This window comes from Actinomadura geliboluensis (assembly GCF_043197915.1).
In the GTDB taxonomy this organism is placed as follows: Bacteria; Actinomycetota; Actinomycetes; order Streptosporangiales; family Streptosporangiaceae; genus Spirillospora; species Spirillospora geliboluensis.
The window spans coordinates 912,622-930,806 of the sequence record NZ_JBICUA010000001.1 but is presented as its reverse complement, the minus strand read 5'-3'; the positions used below and the strand labels follow the sequence as shown (position 1 = coordinate 930,806).

Sequence of the window (18,185 nt, the reverse complement as noted above, 5' to 3'; positions counted from 1 at the left end):
GGGCGCCGGCCGTACGTCCGCGCAGGCCGGCGGCCGTTTGGGACTTTCCCACCGGCCGCCTCTCCCGTCGTTAATTTCCGCCGCGCCCGGCGGCATGAATAATGCCAACATCCGTTGACGTGCTCTGTGTCCGGCGACACAATCGCACTGACTCAATTAATTGAGCCGGAATTGAAAGTCAGGGTCGGCAGTCAAGGGAGTCGCGCCATGGCCGCAGGCGACCACGCAGCAGAGGTGGACGCGCTCGGACGGCGATTTCCGGGCTGGACCATTTGGTTCGGCCCGAGCACCGGGCACTGGTGGGCGCTGCCGCCCCGCGACCGCGACGTCGGCGACTTCCTGGAGGCCGACACCCCGCAGCGGCTCATCGCACGGATCGAGGTGGTCACCCGCGCCGCGCCGAGGCGGCCGCCGGCCCGCGGGCCGGCCCTCCAGCACGACGACGGCCCTCGGCGGCCGTCCCGCGACACCCGGCAGGACGTGCGGCGTCCCTCGAACCTCCTCCGTCTCGAGGGCGTCACACCGCCGCCGTCCGGCCGGGTACCGGTGATCGCGTGGCCGGGCAGCACCGCACGGTGATCCGCTGTTCCCCACCCACGCCGCGCGACGCCGGTGCCGCCGCGGCCCCGGTCCGGACGGCAGCCCGCGCCATACCCCTCTCCGGCAACCTCCGTGTATGGCGCGGACGCCAGCACCCGCCGTCCGCCGGGGCCCGGCGGTCCCTCCGCCGATACCCCGTCCAGAATGCCGCACATAATGGTGCGGCAATGGTCAGGTAGTTCTTACCGATAAGAAACCCCCGGGGCGCGTGGCCGAGTCGTGATCTTCGGTAATTTCCCGCTGCCCCGGCGCGCACCGGCGGAAAATTCGGCGCAGACCGGCGATCGAATCGTGCGGACCCGCCGGGGCCGGACGGAATGGCGGCGCGGCCGGTCCGGCGGCGCCCGGATCCGGCGAGTGCGGGCCGTCCCGCGGAGCCGGAGGCGCTACGCTGCGCCGATGGGCCTCACGAGGGGGAGGGCCCAGGGCACGGATCGGGAGCGACATGCGGCGGACGGCCACGGCACGGGTCACGGCGGCACGGGCGAGGGTGGCACGGGCCGGGACGGCCCGCACGAAGGCCGCGGTGGCCCTGCTCGGAACCGCCGCCGTCGCCGCCGCGGGCCTCGCCGGCTGCAGCGACGACGGCCCGAAGGAGCCGGCCGGCGCCGCCAGGGTGGCGAGCACCCTGGGGCCGGGCGAGGGCATGCTCAACCTCGTCACGCTGCCCGGCTCCATCGAGAGCGGCCGCACCGACCCGCGCGTCGACTGGGTCACCCCCTTCCAGGAGCGCACCGGCTGCAAGGTCGGCCTGAAGGTCGCCGCCACGCCCGAGGAGATGGCCGGCCTCATGCGCGACAAGGACCGCCGGTACGACGGCGTCGCGGCGCCGCCCGAGGTCGCCGGCCGGCTGATCGCCGAGAACCAGGTCGCCCCCGTCAACACCGACCTGGTCGACGGCTACAAGAAGCTGGAGCCGAAGCTGCGCGGGCTGCTGGAGCGCGACGGCAAGCACTACGGCATCCCGTACGTGTGGGGCTCGAACCTGCTCATGTACGACACCCGGACCGTCCCGCCGCCGGCGAGCTGGGCCGCGCTCTTCGCCCCCGACCAGGCCCGCCGCCACTCCGGCCGGATCGTCATGCGCGACAGCCCGCTCGCCATCGCCGAGGCCGCGCTCTACCTCAAGGGCGCCGAGCGCAAGCTGAAGATCCGCGACCCGTACTCGCTGACGCCCCGGCAGCTCGCGGCCGCCGGCCGGGTGCTGGCGAAGCAGCGCCCGCACGTCGGGGAGTACTGGGAGATCCCGGCCGACGCGGTGAGCGCGTTCGCGGGCGGCCGCGCGGTGCTGGGCCAGGCGTGGCCCTACCAGGTGGACGTGCTGAACCGCGCGGGCCGGGCGGTGCGGGGCGTCATCCCGGCGGAGGGCGTGACCGGCTGGATGGACGCCTGGATGATCGGCGCCCGCGTCCAGCACCCGAACTGCATGTACCAGTGGCTGCAGTGGACGGCGTCCCCGGACGTGCAGCAGCAGGTCGCCGAGTGGACCGGCGTCGCCCCCGCCAACCCGCAGGCGTGCTCGGGCGACCGGCTCAGGTCCGGCTTCTGCGCCGCCTACCACGTCGGCGACCGGGACTACCTCGACGGCATCCTCTTCGCGCACGCGCCGTCGAAGGCGTGCGGCGGCGAATCGGAGAAGAACGACTGCACCGACTACGCGGAGTGGCGCAGGACCTGGATCGAGGCGACGCGGCCGCAGGCCGCCAAGCCGCAGGCCAAGCCCTAGACCGGCCCGTGGGCGCCCGCGGCCCGCGGCGCTAGGGGTCTCTCCGGCGCGTCCGGCCGCCCCCAGCCGGACGCGCCTGCGGGGTGGTCCCGGACTTCCCCCCGAACGCCCGGGTCACCCTTCTCCCTGGAGAGACCTCCACGACGACGGACGCGAGGCCCGCCGCCTTCGCCGGCGCCGGCTCCCCGACCGGCCGTCCGGCGTCCGTGCGCGGCTCCCGTGGGCCCCGCCGCGGGCGGGGTGCCGGCGGGGCGGGTGCGCAGTCGTCGCACGCGAACACCCCGGTCGAGTCCGGCAGGCGGCCGACGCGGACGCGCGGCCGGGGCCATTTCTTCCGGCAGACGACGCAGGCGTCGCCCAGGAGCTGGGCTGCGGTCAGCCCATCCGGGTCGATCGTCGGCTCGCCTGTCTGGCCCATGTCCCATCCCCCTGGAGGGAGTCGCCTTCACGTGCCTTCCTTTATAGGCCGGGACGGGTGTTGCCACTGTTACCGAAGGTGAAAAGGGCGGCAAAGCCTGCCCGTGTCGCCCGCCCGACGGAGATCGGGCGGGTTATGCGCGGCGCGGGGGGCGCGACCCGTCCGGCCAGGGCCTTTGCAGACCAGGGCTATGCGTCCGCGGGTCAGGTGCTTTGCTGTTGTTTGGCGCTCTTGTGAGTACAAAGGAGACATGTCGGCACGGAACGGCGCCGCTTCGCCCGTCCGGCCGCGCGGCCCCGGTACCGCACGGGAGCGTGCGGGGACGCTCGAGATCGCCATGCACGGCATCCCGCCGGTGGTCGCGGTGGGCGTGTCGGCCGCCGTGCTGCACCGCCTGCGCACCGGCCGCACCCGCGTGCTCGCGGGCGTCATGGGCCCGCTCGCCCTCGCCGTGGCCGCGCTGACCGTGGTGAGCGCCCGCCGCGCCGCCGCGCGGGCGCTGCGCCCGGTGCGGCGGCTCCGCGAGGAACTGGCCGACCTCCCCGCCGCCGAGCCGGGGTGCCGCGTCGCCGTGCCCGCCACCGGCGACGACGTCGAGCGGCTGGCCGGCCGGATCAACCTGCTGCTCGACCGGCTGGAGACCTCGGCCGCGCAGCGGCGCGCCTTCATCGCCGACGCCTCGCACGAGCTGCGCACCCCGCTCGCGGGCCTGCGGACCAGCATCGAGCTGGCGCTGGGGGACCCCGAGGACGCCGAGCTCCGCGACATGCTGCAGCACGCCCTCGACGACGTCGACCGGCTGCACCGCATCGTCGAGGACCTCTTCGTCCTCGCCCGGCTCGACTCCGGCGACCTGCCCGCCCGGGAGCGCCTGGACCTCGGCGCGCTGGTGGAGCGGCTGGTCGCCCGGCGGTCCCCGGCCGTGCCGGTGACCGTGAAGGCGGAACCGGGCATCGAGGTGATGGGCAACCGGTCGCGGCTCGACCGCGCCCTCGGCAACCTGCTCACCAACGCCGAGCGCTACGCCGCCGGGAGGATCGAGGTGGTGGCGCGCGGCCTCGGCGAGGAGGCGGTCGTCGAGGTGCACGACGACGGCCCCGGCATCCCGCTCGACGACCGGGACCGGGTCTTCGAGCGCTTCGCCCGGCTCGACGCGGCGCGCAGCCGGGACAAGGGCGGCAGCGGCCTCGGGCTCCCGATCGCGCGGCAGATCGCCGTCGCCCACGGCGGCGACCTGTACGTCGCCGACGGCGCCTACGGCGCGCGCCTCGTCCTCCGGCTGCCGCGCGCCCGCTGATCCGGCGGATACAGTCGGAACCCGGCAGAAGGCGACCGCCCGGAGGACCCAGTGGCCGACACCCGCACCCAGGACATCGTCGACCCCGAGCTGGCCTGCCCGGTCGCGCCCGTCGTCGACATCGTGTTCAGCCGCTGGACGACCCCGATCCTGTGGACGCTCCACGAGTACGGGCGGCAGCGGTTCGTGGAGCTGCAGCGCCGCATCGCGACGATCACGCCGAAGGTGCTGACGCAGCGGCTCCGCCAGCTGGAGCGCGACGGGCTGGTGGTCCGCACCTACCACCCCGAGGTCCCGCCGCGCGTCGAGTACGAGATCAGCGAGCTGGGGCGCAGCCTGGCGCCGCTGTTCGCCTCGCTGTCCGAATGGTCCGCCGAGAACCTGGAGAAGGTGGAGCGGGCGCGCCGCGCCTACGACGCGGGGGAGACCTGAGCGGGCCGGTGCCCGAGAATGGAGCCGTGATGTCTCCCTCAAGCACCGACACCTCCGGCGGCGGCGCGGCCGCGCGCGAGGTCGTCGTCCTCGGCTCCACCGGTTCGATCGGCACCCAGGCGCTGGACGTGGTCCGCCGCAACCCCGGCAGGTTCCGGGTGACCGGGCTCGCCGCCGGCGGCGGGCGGGTGGAGCTGCTCGCCGCGCAGGCGCTGGAGTTCCGGCCCGAGATCGTCGCGGTCGCCAGGGCGTCCGCCGCCCAGGACCTGCAGCTCGCGTTCTACGCCGAGGCCAAGCGGCGCGGCTACGCCTCCGGCGACTTCGCCATCCCGAAGATCGTCGCGGGGCCGGACGCGGTCGCCGAGGTCGCCGCCTGGCGGTGCGACGTGGTGCTGAACGGGGTGACCGGCGCGCTCGGCCTCGCCTCGACGCTCGCCGCGCTGGACGCCGGCCGGACGCTCGCCCTCGCCAACAAGGAGTCGCTCATCATGGGCGGCCCGCTGGTGAAGGAGCGGGCGCGGCCGGGGCAGATCGTCCCGGTCGACTCCGAGCACTCGGCGCTCGCCCAATGCCTGCGCGGCGGCCGCGCGGACGAGGTGCGGCGGCTCGTGCTGACCGCGAGCGGCGGCCCCTTCCGCGGGCGGAGCCGCGCCGAGCTCGGGGACGTCACGCCCGAGCAGGCGCTGAACCACCCGACGTGGAACATGGGCCCGGTCGTCACGATCAACTCCGCGACCCTGATCAACAAGGGGCTGGAGGTCATCGAGGCGCACCTGCTGTTCGACGTCCCGATGGACCGGATCGAGGTCATGGTGCACCCGCAGTCGGTCATCCACTCGATGGTCGAGTTCACCGACGGCGCCACCCTCGCGCAGGCGAGCCCGCCCGACATGCGGCTGCCGATCGCGCTCGGCATCGACTGGCCCGACCGCGTCCCGGACGCCGCGCCCGGCGTCGACTGGACGGCCGCGCACACCTGGGAGCTGTTCCCGCTCGACGACGAGGCGTTCCCCGCCGTCGCGCTGGCACGGCACGCCGGTGAGCTGGGCGGGACCGTGCCGGCCGTTTACAACGCCGCGAACGAGGAATGTGTGGACGCGTTCCGCGCCGGACGGCTCCCGTTCCTCGGGATAGTCGACACCGTCGCGCGGGTAGTGGAGGAGCACGGTTCGGGCACGCCCGGGGACCTCACGCTGGACGACGTCCTCGCGGCCGACGGGTGGGCCCGCGCCAGGAGCAGGGAACTGACCGGAACCGACTGACCCGGGTACCCCGGGCACGAGCCCGAGGGGACCCGGATGGCCTTCTTCCTCGGCGCGGCGGCGTTCGTCGTCGCGCTGCTGGCATCGGTGATGCTCCACGAGGGCGGGCACCTGCTCACGGCCAAGCGGTTCGGGATGAAGGCCACCCAGTACTTCGTCGGCTTCGGGCCGACGCTGTGGTCCACCCGCCGGGGCGAGACCGAGTACGGGGTGAAGGCGATCCCGCTCGGCGGCTTCGTCAAGATCGTCGGCTATACGCCGCTGGAGGAGATCGACGCCGCCGACCGGGACCGCGCGTTCTACCGGCAGCCCGCCGGGCGCCGCGCGATCGTGATCGGGGCGGGCGTCGTCGCGAACTTCGTGTTCGCGTTCGTGCTGCTGATGGCGATGGCCATGACGATCGGCGAGCCGCGGCCCGGCACGGTGACCAGCACGGTCGAGAGGGTCACCTCCTGCGTCCCGGCCACGATGCGCGGCGGCTGCGGCGACGGCCGGCCGCCCTCGCCGGCGGCGCGGGCCGGGCTGCGGCCCGGTGACCGGGTCGTCGCGTTCAACGGCGCGCCGGTCTCCGACTGGAACGACCTCACCGCCGCGATCGGGAAGGCGAGGCCGGGGGAGACGGTGAAGGTGACCGTCCAGCGGCCGGGCGCCGGGCAGGTCACGCTGCCGGTCACGCTCGCGGACGTGGGCGGGGAGCCGTTCGTCGGCGTCTCCGCGAGGATCGCGGGCGGCGGGTACGACCGGGCCGGGCCGGTGGACGCGGCGGTGTTCGCCGGGCGCGGCATCGGCCGGACCGTCGAGGGGATCGGCAAGGTCGCGGCGGACCTGCCGAGCGCGATCCCGCGGCTGTTCTCGCCCGAGCGGGAGAGCTCGCCCGGCGGCCAGGTCGGCAGCGTGGTCGGCGCGACCGAGGTGTCCGGCCAGATCTTCTCCTCCGAGGACACGGCCCGCGACAAGGTCGCGCTGTTCCTGTCGCTGGTCGTGTCGGTGAACATCTTCCTCGGGGCGCTGAACGTCCTGCCGCTGCTGCCGCTGGACGGAGGGCACCTCGCCGTCGTCGCGTACGAGCGGGTCCGGGCGGGCGTCAACCGCGTCCGCGGGCGGCCCGATCCGGGCACGGTCGACATGACCAGGCTGCTGCCGCTGACGTACCTGGCGGTCCTGCTGCTGGTGGGGTTCGGGGTGCTGCTGATCCTCGCCGACCTGTTCAACCCGCTCCGGCTACCGGAGTGACACGGGATGTTCACGAAGAGTAGCCGGATGGGCACACTCTTCGATACCGGGCGGCGTCATGTCCGCCTCCCGGGGCGCTTAGGCTTTGTACGGGGCCGCAAGTCAGAGGAGAGGGATGAGCGTTTCACTGGGAATGCCTAATGTCCGCGGCGAGGGCGACGGGCCGGGGGCGCAGGGCCTGAGCACGCCCCGCCGCAAGTCCCGGCAGATCATGGTCGGGAGCGTCCCGGTCGGGGGCGACGCGCCGGTCTCGGTGCAGTCCATGACCACCACCCTCACCGCCGATGTGAACGCCACGCTCCAGCAGATCGCGGAGCTGACCGCGTCCGGGTGCCAGATCGTCCGGGTCGCGGTGCCGTCGCAGGACGACGCCGACGCGCTGCCGGCGATCGCCCGCAAGTCGCCGATCCCCGTGATCGCCGACATCCACTTCCAGCCCAAGTACGTGTTCGCCGCGATCGACGCGGGCTGCGCCGCCGTCCGGGTGAACCCGGGCAACATCAAGAAGTTCGACGACAAGGTCGGCGAGATCGCGCGCGCCGCCGCGGACGCGGGCGTGCCGATCCGCATCGGCGTGAACGCCGGCTCGCTCGACAAGCGGCTGCTGGAGAAGCACGGCAAGGCCACCCCCGAGGCGCTGGTCGAGTCGGCGCTGTGGGAGTGCTCGCTGTTCGAGGAGCACGGCTTCCGCGACATCAAGATCTCGGTCAAGCACAACGACCCGGTCGTGATGATCGACGCCTACCGGCGGCTGGCCGCGGCCTGCGACTACCCGCTGCACCTCGGGGTGACCGAGGCGGGCCCGGCGTTCCAGGGCACGATCAAGTCGGCGGTGGCGTTCGGCGCGCTGCTGGCGGAGGGGATCGGCGACACGATCCGGGTGTCGCTGTCGGCGCCTCCGGTCGAGGAGGTCAAGGTCGGCACGGCGATCCTGGAGTCGCTCGGGCTGCGCCAGCGCGGCCTGGAGATCGTGTCGTGCCCGTCCTGCGGGCGCGCGCAGGTGGACGTCTACACGCTCGCCGAGCAGGTCACCGCCGGTCTGAAGGACTTCCCCGTCCCGCTGCGCGTCGCGGTGATGGGCTGCGTGGTGAACGGTCCCGGCGAGGCCCGCGAGGCCGACCTCGGCGTGGCGTCCGGCAACGGCAAGGGCCAGATCTTCGTCAAGGGCAAGGTCATCAAGACCGTCCCCGAGGCGCAGATCGTCGAGACCCTCATCGAGGAGGCCATGCGCATCGCCGACGACATGGGCATCGAGATCGGCGAGGACGGCTCGGTCAGCGGGCCGGGCGCCGAGGTCGTCGTCGGCTGACCCGCATGTTCGTCGGCTGACCAGGCCGCCGCCGGCCGGTCCGGCATGAGCGCCGAACAGGGCCCCGGGTGCGAACCCGGGGCCTTTCGCATGCGCGGAGACGACCGGGGTTGTCACAGAGTTCCGCTGATCTTGTCACGATTCGGCATCCACTCATGAGGGGCCCTGTCGAGGCTCGCCGCAAAGACGCCAGAATCACCTGTCTTTTACCCGTATGTCTGACTCAACCGGAGTCAGCACGATAGGGGGATATGTGAAGAGGATCGTTGTCATGGCCGCGGTGGCCGGGCTCGGCCTCACCGGCGTGGGCGCCACAAGCGCGCAGGCCGCAGGCCCCTCCGCCGGAACGGCCGGAGCCTTCAATCCCGCCGCGGCGCAGTGGCACGCCTGCCCCGCGGACTTCGTCCAGACGGTGCACGATCTCTACGACGGCCTGTACCCGGTCTCGAAGATCGTGCAGTGCGCGGAGCTCCAGGTGCCGCTCGACTACGCCAAGCCGAACGGCACGAAGATCACCGTGCAGCTCACGAAGACGCCGCACACCGGCGACGGCCCGGCCAAGGGCGACATCATCGTCAACCCGGGCGGCCCGGGCGGCGGCGGCGCGCTCTTCGGGCCGCGGGTGTTCGCGCAGAACTCCGCGCCGATGCGCGACGCCTACAACGTCATCGGGTTCGACCCGCGCGGCGTCGGGATGAGCGTCCCGGCCCTCCGGTGCGACCCGGCGTGGTCGAACGCGCCGCGGCCGGACTACGGCACCGGCGACCGGCAGTCGGTCTCCACCTGGCTGCGCAAGTCCAAGGGCTACGCCGAGGACTGCGCCCGCAACGACGAGATCGGGCTGCTGAACCACGTCAAGACGATCGACTCCGTCAACGACATCGAGTCGATCCGCAAGGCGCTCGGCAACGACAAGATCGACTACTACGGCGCCTCGTACGGCACCTACCTCGGGTCGGCCTACGCCACGATGTACCCGAAGAGGGTCGACCGGATGGTGCTGGACGGCAACGTCGGCCCGTCGGACGCCTGGTACGACGCCAACCTCAACCAGGACGTCGCGTTCGACAAGAACATCGAGTACTACTTCGGCTGGATCGCCAAGTACGACTCGGTGTACCACCTGGGCACGACCCAGCGCCAGGTGCGCGACTTCTTCTACGGGCTGCGCGCCAAGCTCAAGGACAAGCCGGTCTACTACACCGACCAGGACAGCGGGCAGACCCTCGCCGTCGGGCCGAGCGAGCTGACCGACGTCATCCTGAACGCCGGCTACCGCCGCAGCCAGGCCATCTGGCACGGCTACGCCGCCGGGCTCGCCGCCTACAAGACCGGCGACACCGCCACGTTCGCCGGGACGTTCGGCGCCCCGACGACCGGCGAGTCCGACGACAACGGCACCGCGATGTACCTCGCCACCGAGTGCACCGACGTCCAGTGGCCGACGAGCTGGGCCAAGTGGCACCGCGACAACACCCGGATCAACCGCAAGCACCCGTTCGAGACCTGGGGCAACGCCTGGTTCAACGCGCCGTGCCTGTTCTGGCCCGCCAAGGCCGGCACGCCGGTGAACATCGGGCACACCCGGGACCTGCCGGACAACATCCTGATGTTCCAGTCGACCGCCGACGCGGCCACCCCGTACGAGGGCGCGCTGGACATGCAGCGCCGGCTCAAGGGCTCGCGCCTGGTCGTCCAGGACGGCGACCGCACGCACTGCATCGTCCACCGCGGCTCCGCCGTGGTGGACGCCTACTTCGACGCCTACTTCCTGCGGGGAGAGCGGCCGGCGAAGCGCACCGTGCACGTCCCGCAGCTCGGTGACCCGGTCCCGCCGTCGCAGGCGACCGCCCGGACGCTGAGCGGCTCGGCGGCCTCGAAGGCCGCCCGGCTGGAGGCCGACGTCATCCGCTGACGCCGGAGGGCCGGCGATCGGCCGGCTTCATGAGGGCCCCGGGGAGCGATCCCCGGGGCCCGCGCGCGTTCCGGGCGCGGAACGCGGCAAACGCGCGGCGATATCACGAAGTTCCGTTGATCTTGTCACGATTCGGCATCCAGTCGTGCGGCGGACTGCCGTCATAAACGACATAACCGCCACAATCGCCACGCAATCCGCATCCGCTACGTATCGGCGCGGTTCCCCCTCCGGCCCAGTCGGGCGGCCGGACCCGCCGATCTGAGGGGGTCACGTGAGAAAGATCGTTCTCGTCACGACCGCGGTGGTCGTGGCGACCGGGGGCGGCGCCGCGGTCGCCGCCTCCGCGAGCGCGGACACCGGCCGGGCCGGCGCCGCCGCGGCCCCGGTCCGGTCCATCGACTGGGGCAAGTGCGAGGTCAGCGGCCCGAACGACCCGATGAACCAGGCCCAGTGCGCGCAGGTCGAGGTGCCCCTCGACCACGGCCGGCCCAACGGGCGCAAGATCTCCATCGCGGTGTCGCGCTTCAAGCACACCGACGAGAAGAACTACCAGGGCGTCCTGTTCGTCAACCCGGGCGGCCCCGGCGGCTCCGGCCTCGCCTACTCGCCCGCCCTCGCCCGCTGGATCGGCGGCACGGGCCACGCGGACGTCGCGGCCAAGTACGACATCATCGGGTTCGACCCCCGCGGCGTCGGCTCCAGCAAGCCGGCGCTGACCTGCGACCCGAACTACTCCGACCCGATCCGCCCGGACTACGTGCCGAGCTCGTGGAAGGAGGAGCAGGCCTGGATCGCCAAGTCCAAGAAGTACGCCCGGGACTGCGCCGACAAGTTCGGCTGGCTGCTGCCCCACATGCGCACCACCGACGCCGCGCGCGACGTCGAGGTGATCCGCGCCGCCCTCGGCCAGGACAAGATCAGCTGGTACGGCTTCTCGTACGGCACCTACTTCGGCGCCACCTACGCCACCCTCTTCCCCAACCGGGTGAAGCGGATGGTGCTGGACGGCAACGTCAACCCGAAGACGGTCTGGTACGACGCCCAGCTCGAACAGGACAAGGCGTTCGAGCACAACATGAAGGCCTGGTGGGCCTGGATCGCCAAGTACGACTCGGTCTACCACCTCGGCAAGACCGAGAAGGCCGTCGAGGCGAAGTACTACGCCGTCCGCGCGGCGGCGAAGAAGTCGCCGATCGGCGGCCAGATGGGCCCGGACGAGCTGGACGACACGGTCCTGTCCGCCGGCTACAACACCGGCTACTACATCCCCTTCGCTGAGGCGCTCTCCGCCTGGGTCAACGACGAGGACGCCTCCGGGCTCCTCGACTGGATGAGCATGGGCGGCGACGACAACGGCTTCGCCGTCTACAACGCCGTCCAGGCCGCCGACGCCCGCTGGCCGCGCAACTGGAGCAAGTGGCACCGGGACGCGGTGAAGCTCCACCAGCAGGGCTACCGCTTCAACACCTGGAGCAACGTCTGGTTCAACGCCCCGGTCGCGTTCTGGCCGTTCAAGGGCGGGCCCGAGTTCCGGCTCAAGGGCGCCAAGAACCTGCCGGGCATGCTGCTCGTCCAGTCCACCGAGGACGCGGCCACGCCGGTCGCGGGCGGGCTGGAGATGCACAAGGTCTTCCCGTCCTCGCGGCTGGTGTTCGAGGTCGGCGGCAAGACGCACGCCAACACGCTCAACGGCAACGCCTGCCTGGACGACAAGGTCGCGGCGTACCTCGACACCGGCGCGCTGCCGGCGAGCCACCGCGGCCCGGACGCCTACTGCAAGGCCGTCCCGGCGCTGAACGACCCGGACCCGACGGCCATGGCGCTGAAGGCCGCCCGCACCACCGCGGGCAAGGACCTTCCGGTCGGACGCCCGTAGGACCCGGATAGCACGCCGTCCCGTGGCGTGCCCGCCTCCTCCCCGGGGGCGGGCACGCCACGGTTCGTTTCGGGGCCGGTGCCCCTGCTTACCCCGGAATCGCGCGATCCGGGGTCCCGCGCTCCGCGCCGCCCGGCCGGTAGAAAGCGGGGGTGCTGAACGACGCTGGAAGGAGGGCGGCCGCCCGGACGGCCGCCGCCGCGGTCGCGCTCGGGGCCGCCGCCATGGGAGTGCCCGCGGCCGCCGCCGCGAGCCCCGCGCCGCAGGCCGCGCCCGCGCCGCGCGGGCTCGCCTGGAAGCCGTGCCCCGCCAAGGACCCCGTCGAGGGCGGGAAGCTCAAGGGCCTGGAGTGCGCGACCCTCCGGGTGCCGCTCGACCACGCCCGGCCCGCCGGCAAGAAGATCACGCTCGCGCTGACCCGGGCCCGGCACACCGCGGCCCGGTCGAACGGCGCGGTGCTGCTGAACCGGGGCGGTCCCGGCGCCCACGGGCGCGACCTGCCCGGCTTCTTCCGGGACTCGCTGCCGGAGAAGGTCGCCGCGTCCTACGACTGGATCGGCTTCGACCCGCGCGGCGTCGGCGCCAGCAAGCCCGAGCTGATCTGCGACCCCGCCTACCAGGACCCCGGCCGCGCGCGCCCCGACACGGTCCCCGCCGGTCCGGCCGAGGAGCGCGCCTGGACGGCGAGGGCGCGGGGGTTCGCCGACGACTGCGCCCGCCGGTACCGCGAGGTCCTCCCGTACATGGGGACGGCCGACTGGGCCCGCGACATGGACGCGATCCGGCGCGCCCTCGGGCAGCGGAAGATCAGCTACTTCGGCTACTCGTACGGGAGCTACCTCGGCGCCGTGTACGCGACGATGTACCCCGGCCACGTCCGCCGCATGGTCCTCGACAGCGTCGTGCGGCCCAGCGGCGTCTGGTACCAGAACAACCTCGACCAGAACGTGGCGTTCGAGAAGAACATCCGCGCCTACTTCGCCTGGATCGCCCGCCACCACGCGGTCTACAAGCTCGGTGACACCGAGCAGAAGGTCGCCGCCGCCTACGCGAGGGCGCGGGCCGCGCTCAAGGCGAAGCCGATCGACGGGAAGATCGGCCCGTCCGAACTGGACGACGCCTTCCTCGCCGACGGTTACGCCGACCTCGCCTGGCCGGCGCACGCGCGCGCCCTGTCGGCGTTCGCCGTCCGGAACGACCCCGGCCCGCTGCGCAAGGTGTGGCAGCCGCCGTCGCGGCTCGACCAGAACAACTACACCGTCTACAACGCCGTCCAGTGCCGCGACGCCGCCTGGCCGCGCGACTGGGCCCGCTGGCACGCCGACAGCGAGCGCCTCTACCGCACCGGCAACCGCTTCGAGACCTGGAGCAACACCTGGTACAACGCGCCCTGCGCGTTCTGGCCGGTGCAGGGCGGCCCGCCGCCGCGCGTGCAGGGGCGTTCGACGCTGCCGCCGATCCTGCTCGTCCAAGCCTCGAAGGACGCGGCCACGCCGTACCCGGGCGCGCTGGAGACGCACCGCTCGCTGCCCACGTCCCGGCTTCTGGTGCAGGCCGGCGGGCGCAACCACGGCGTCGCCCTGTCCGGTGACGACTGCGTCGACAAGGCCGTCGCCGCCTACCTCGGCAACGGCCGGCTGCCCGCGAGCAGGCCCGGACCGGACGCGAAGTGCCAGGCCCCGGCGGCGCCCGAGCCCGGCGCGGGCAAGAAGCGGCACCGCGACGACGAGGGCGCCGCGCGGCACTGACCTTTCGCGGCCGGGCCGGTGTGCGGGCCGCGGCGGTGCGCGGGCACCGGACCGCATAGGCTTGTCCACGTGGAGCTTTCAGTGGTGAGGGCCGAACGGGGGCCCCTCCCGTCGAGGGACCGGTAGCCATGCGCATGCTGGGCTCGATGCCCGTGCGCGTGCTGGACGACCGGTACCGGGCGGAGGCCCTCGCGATCCTGGACGCCGACCCGGTGTCCAACGTGTTCGTCAGCTCGCGCGTGCACGCCGCGGGCCTCGACCCGCGGCGGCTCGGCGCGCAGATGTGGGGGTACCTGCGCGACGGGCGGCTCGTCTCGCTGTGCTACTCGGGCGCCAACCTGATCCCGGTGGCGGCCGGTCCGGAGGCGATCCGCGCGTTCGCCGAGCGGGCGCAGGCGCAGGGGCGGCGCTGCTCGTCCATCGTCGGGCCGGTCGACGCGGTCGGCGAGCTGTGGGAGATCCTCGCGCCGTACTGGGGGCCGCCCCGGGCCGTGCGCGCGTCCCAGCCGGTGATGGCCACCTCCGCCGTCCCGGACGTGCCGCCCGACCCGCACGTCCGGCGCGTGCGGATGGAGGAGTTCGACATCGTCTACCCGGCCTGCGTGGCGATGTTCACCGAAGAGGTCGGGGTGTCGCCGAACGCCGGGGACGGGGGAGTGCTCTACCGCGCCCGCGTCGCCGAGCTGATCCGCGACGGCCGCGCGTTCGCCCGCATCGAGGACGGCCGCGTCACGTTCAAGGCGGAGATCGGCGCCGTCACCCCGCGCGCCTGCCAGGTGCAGGGCGTGTGGGTGCCGCCCGACCTTCGCGGCCGGGGCCTGTCGGAGACGGGGATGTCCGCGGTGGTGCGGGAGGCGCTGCGCAGCGTCGCGCCGACCGTGTCGCTGTACGTCAACGACTACAACACGCGGGCGCGGGCCGCCTACCGCCGGGTCGGGTTCGGCGAGCTCGGCTCCTTCATGTCGATCTTGTTCTGACCTGCGTCCGGCTTGTCGGTGCGTGACTGATCTGCCCTGATCCCTGATTTGATCTTGCGCGGCGGGTACCATCCCGCCGTGGAGTTCGCCGGGGCACTGCGGCAGGCCGTCCAGGCGAGCGGGCTGACGCTGGAGCGGATCCGCCACCGGCTCGGGCGGCGCGGCCTGACGGTCAGCGTCGCCACGCTCAGCTACTGGCAGCGGGGCCGCAGCAGGCCCCGCTCGCGCACCGTCGTCGTCGCGCTGGAGGAGATCCTCCAGGTGCCGCCGGGCACCCTCACCGAACTGCTGGACGACCCCGCGCCCACCGCGGCGCCCCCGCGCGGACCGGCCGGGCGCGGCGGGGCCGGGGCCGGGCCGGGCGGCGCGGGCGACCGGGCCCGCAGCGTGCGCGACCTGTGGCCCGATCCCGAGCGGTACGCCTTCCTCGTCGGGCAGCTCGACCGGTCCGGCGACCACCGGCTGGAGCGGCTCAGCATCCACGACGTCTACCGCCTGGACGAGGTGCGCCGGTCGTGGACGCTGTCGGTCCGCACCGTCGTGCGCGCCGCCGGCGACGACATCGACCGCATCGTCTGCGTCCACCAGGTGTCCGGCGGCCAGGTGTCCGGCGGCCCCGCCCCGGCGGCCCCCGCCGGGCTCGCCGACGTGCGGTACTGCCGGCCCGGCCGGGTCCGCGCCGAGGGCGGCCTGATGGCGTTCGAGCTCGTCTTCGACCGGGTGCTGTCGGCGGGGGACACGGCGGTCGTCGAGTACGAGCTGGGGCCCGCGGCGGAGTCCCCGTCCGACAGCTACGACCGCCGCTTCGCCCATCCCGTCCACGACTACGTGGCGATCATCCAGTTCGACGGCGACCGGCTGCCCGCCCGCTGCTACGGGTTCACCGCCGAGAGCTCGCAGGCCCCGCGCCGCCGCCTCGGCGAGCTGTGGGTCGGCACGTCCGGCAGCGCTAACATCGCGGTCGGGTCCGTAAGGCGGGGAATAGTCGGGATCGAATGGGAGTGGCACTAGCGCGTGGACCCCTGGTTGTGACAAGTTGCCTGTTGGCAACGGGGACCAACCGCTTTACAGTGAGCGCGGAAGTTGCAATCGCAGGAGTCAAGGCCGTTGGACGGGGGCCGGCCGGAGCAGATCCGGAGGCCGCAGGTGCAGAGTGTCGCAGAGGACGATCTCCTACAGGTCCTCCAGTACGGGCCGTTCAACGTCGCCCTCCACGCCGCCATCCAGGCGCGCGGCCTCAGCCTCGACTCGCTGCGGCGCCGCCTGGAGGAGCAGGGCATCGCCGTCAGCCTGTCGACGCTGAGCTACTGGCAGCGCGGCCGGACCAGGCCCGAGCGCGCCGACTCGCTGCGCGCTGTCCGCGGCCTGGAGGTCATCCTCGAACTGCCGCGCCACTCGCTGCTGACGCTGCTGAAGCCCACCACGGAGCGGACCGCCGGGCCGTGGCTGCCGGTCGAGGAGCTGTGCCCGGAGCCGGGCGTCCGCGACCTGCTGGACGAGATCGGCGACCGCGGCGAGCGGCTGCTCACCGGGCTCAGCCTGCACGACCAGTACGTCGTCGGCCGCCGCCGGGAGCTGCGCGAGGTCCGCTGCCGGGCGGTGTTCCAGGCCCAGCAGCGCGGCGTCGACCGCTGGATCGCGGTGTACCACCACCCGCAGGGCGTCCTGCCGTCGTCGCGGACCGTGCGCGGCTGCCGGTTCGGCCGCGTCCGGATGGACGAGGCGAGCGGCCTCATCGCCGCCGAGCTGCTGTTCGACCGGGCGCTCGGCCGCGGCGAGACCTACCTGCTGGAGTACGGCTTCGGATTCGACGAGACCGGCCCGCCCATCACCGAGGAGGGCCGCGGCTTCCGCACCCCGCAGCACGAGTTCCTGATCGAGGTGCGGTTCCACCCGTCCGCGCTGCCGGCCCGCTGCCACCGGACCTGGCGGCCCGACGGCCACACCGCGCTCAAGGACTCCGCCGACCTGCGGCTGTCCAGCTACCACAGCGTCCACTTCATCGAGTTCGGCATGGCCGCCGGCTACCACGGCATCCGCTGGGAGTGGGACTAGCGCGCGAGCGCGGTCACAGGACGAGCAGGCGCAGCAGCCGGTCCAGCTCGGCGGCCGGGTCGGCGGTGAGCCCGGCGTGCACCGGCCCCGGCTGGACGATCGTGCTGCGCGGCGCCGTGAGCCACCGGAACCGCCGCCCCGGCGGCTCCGCCGCGGCCTGCCCGGCGCGCTCGCCGCCGCAGCACACCGCGTCCACGCCCTTCAGCGCGGCGCGGACGCCCTCCAGGTCGAGCGAGGGGTCCAGCGCGTGCAGGCGGCGCTCGTCGAGGTGCGTCCGGCAGCCGAGGTAGTCGAGCGCCCGGCAGTACACGACGACGCCCACGTTCATCGACTCGCCCCGCTCGACGCGCGGGACGACCCGCAGCGCCGCGTACTCGAACACCGTCGGCTCACCTGCCGCCCTGATGTTCGTCGTGGGCGCGTCCTGCGGGGGGACGGCCCTCCGCGCCCCCCGGTTCGCCTCGCTCATGCCGGACCACCCAGCCATCCGGGACGGTTCTCCCCCCGCCGCGCCGAGGTGTCCGGAGCGCGGCCGCCGACGTCGAGGTCGGGCAGCCAGTCGCGCGGCTTGCCGGCGCGCGGCAGCAGGATCTCGACGTAGGCGTCGCGGAGCGCCTCCGGACCGGCGAAGCCGGGCTCGCCCTCCAGCCACCGGTCGGGCACCAGCGCGACCACCTCGCGCAGCAGGCCCTCGGTGATCTTCGGGGCGAACGCGGCCTCCGCCGCCTCCAGCCGGGACGCGTACGGGGTGAGGACGTGGTCGTCGACGTCGTACGCGCCGGCGAACAGCCGGGCGGCGTTCGCCCACGCGTGGTGGAAGATCAGGCTCGCGCCGTGGTCGATGAGCCACACGTCGCCGTGCCAGACGAGCATGTTCGGGTTGCGCCAGCTGCGGTCCACGTTGCCGATGAACGCGTCGAACCACAGCACCCGGGACGCGAAGTCCGGGTCGGGGGTCCAGCCGAGCGGGTCGAAGCCGAGCGACCCGGGCAGGAAGTCGACGCCGAGGTTCCAGCCGGGGCTGGCCTTGAGGAGGTCCTGGACGTCGGGGTCGGGCTCGTGGCGGCCGATCGCCGGGTCCAGGTCGATCAGCACCTGCTCGGGCACCCGGAGGCCGAGCCGGCGGGCCAGCTCGCCCGCGATCACCTCGGCGATCAGCGCCTTGCGCCCCTGCCCCGCGCCGTGGAACTTCATGACGTAGGTGCCGAGGTCGTCGGCCTCGACGACGCCCGGCAGGGAGCCGCCCTCGCGGAGCGGCGTCACGTATCGGATGGCCGTCACATGTGGCAACACGTCGCAACGCTATCGGCTGGCGGTCCGCGCGGGATAATCCA

15 protein-coding genes are annotated in these 18,185 nt (G+C 73.3%); 13 read left to right on the top strand and 2 right to left on the bottom strand.

Features of this window, described 5'->3' with window-relative positions; translation table 11 throughout:
* The first annotated feature begins 207 nt into the window (after nucleotides 1-207).
* The 13 genes from ACGFI1_RS04400 (at nucleotide 208) to ACGFI1_RS04340 (ending at nucleotide 16,851) form a co-directional block, all read left to right on the top strand.
* A complete protein-coding gene (locus ACGFI1_RS04400) occupies nucleotides 208-579 on the top strand; it encodes a hypothetical protein (protein ID WP_386867249.1) in 372 nt (123 codons plus the stop codon).
* Between the two features lie 547 nt (nucleotides 580-1,126).
* On the top strand, nucleotides 1,127-2,326 hold the full coding sequence (locus ACGFI1_RS04395; protein WP_392782802.1) for an ABC transporter substrate-binding protein: 1,200 nt from the start codon (nucleotides 1,127-1,129) through the stop codon (nucleotides 2,324-2,326).
* A gap of 668 nt (nucleotides 2,327-2,994) precedes the next feature.
* Nucleotides 2,995-4,041: a sensor histidine kinase gene (locus tag ACGFI1_RS04390; RefSeq protein ID WP_386867245.1), complete on the top strand. Its 1,047-nt coding sequence runs from the start codon at nucleotides 2,995-2,997 to the stop codon at nucleotides 4,039-4,041.
* A gap of 51 nt (nucleotides 4,042-4,092) precedes the next feature.
* A complete protein-coding gene (locus ACGFI1_RS04385) occupies nucleotides 4,093-4,473 on the top strand; it encodes a winged helix-turn-helix transcriptional regulator (protein WP_386867243.1) in 381 nt (126 codons plus the stop codon).
* Between the two features lie 29 nt (nucleotides 4,474-4,502).
* Nucleotides 4,503-5,735 (top strand): 1-deoxy-D-xylulose-5-phosphate reductoisomerase, encoded by a 1,233-nt coding sequence (gene dxr / locus ACGFI1_RS04380; RefSeq protein ID WP_138636211.1) that lies wholly within the window; start codon nucleotides 4,503-4,505, stop codon nucleotides 5,733-5,735.
* 36 nt (nucleotides 5,736-5,771) lie between these two features.
* On the top strand, nucleotides 5,772-6,968 hold the full coding sequence (locus tag ACGFI1_RS04375) for a M50 family metallopeptidase (protein ID WP_392782796.1): 1,197 nt from the start codon (nucleotides 5,772-5,774) through the stop codon (nucleotides 6,966-6,968).
* Nucleotides 6,969-7,083: 115 nt separating this feature from the next.
* Entirely contained in the window at nucleotides 7,084-8,277 is a 1,194-nt protein-coding gene (ispG, locus tag ACGFI1_RS04370; RefSeq protein WP_392737290.1) for a flavodoxin-dependent (E)-4-hydroxy-3-methylbut-2-enyl-diphosphate synthase, read from the top strand.
* A gap of 271 nt (nucleotides 8,278-8,548) precedes the next feature.
* On the top strand, nucleotides 8,549-10,192 hold the full coding sequence (locus tag ACGFI1_RS04365) for an alpha/beta hydrolase (RefSeq protein ID WP_392782793.1): 1,644 nt from the start codon (nucleotides 8,549-8,551) through the stop codon (nucleotides 10,190-10,192).
* A 274-nt stretch (nucleotides 10,193-10,466) separates the two neighbouring features.
* Nucleotides 10,467-12,071, top strand: coding sequence for an alpha/beta hydrolase (locus tag ACGFI1_RS04360; protein WP_387067719.1), 1,605 nt, complete (start codon nucleotides 10,467-10,469; stop codon nucleotides 12,069-12,071).
* A gap of 152 nt (nucleotides 12,072-12,223) precedes the next feature.
* Entirely contained in the window at nucleotides 12,224-13,819 is a 1,596-nt protein-coding gene (locus tag ACGFI1_RS04355; protein WP_392782790.1) for an alpha/beta hydrolase, read from the top strand.
* Nucleotides 13,820-13,953: 134 nt separating this feature from the next.
* A complete protein-coding gene (locus ACGFI1_RS04350; RefSeq protein ID WP_138636226.1) occupies nucleotides 13,954-14,796 on the top strand; it encodes a GNAT family N-acetyltransferase in 843 nt (280 codons plus the stop codon).
* A 78-nt stretch (nucleotides 14,797-14,874) separates the two neighbouring features.
* Complete coding sequence (locus ACGFI1_RS04345; RefSeq protein WP_138636214.1) at nucleotides 14,875-15,807, top strand: helix-turn-helix domain-containing protein; 933 nt, start codon at nucleotides 14,875-14,877, stop codon at nucleotides 15,805-15,807.
* A 135-nt stretch (nucleotides 15,808-15,942) separates the two neighbouring features.
* On the top strand, nucleotides 15,943-16,851 hold the full coding sequence (locus ACGFI1_RS04340; protein WP_138636215.1) for a hypothetical protein: 909 nt from the start codon (nucleotides 15,943-15,945) through the stop codon (nucleotides 16,849-16,851).
* A 13-nt stretch (nucleotides 16,852-16,864) separates the two neighbouring features.
* On the opposite strand, the gene ACGFI1_RS04335 is transcribed toward ACGFI1_RS04340, so the two are convergent.
* Both ACGFI1_RS04335 and ACGFI1_RS04330 read right to left on the bottom strand, forming a co-directional pair.
* Nucleotides 16,865-17,320 (bottom strand): DUF3037 domain-containing protein, encoded by a 456-nt coding sequence (locus ACGFI1_RS04335; RefSeq protein WP_392782788.1) that lies wholly within the window; start codon nucleotides 17,318-17,320, stop codon nucleotides 16,865-16,867.
* Nucleotides 17,317-18,144: a HipA family kinase gene (locus ACGFI1_RS04330; RefSeq protein ID WP_392782785.1), complete on the bottom strand. Its 828-nt coding sequence runs from the start codon at nucleotides 18,142-18,144 to the stop codon at nucleotides 17,317-17,319. The genes ACGFI1_RS04335 and ACGFI1_RS04330 overlap by 4 nt, the downstream gene beginning before the upstream one ends.
* Between the last annotated feature and the right edge of the window lie 41 nt (nucleotides 18,145-18,185).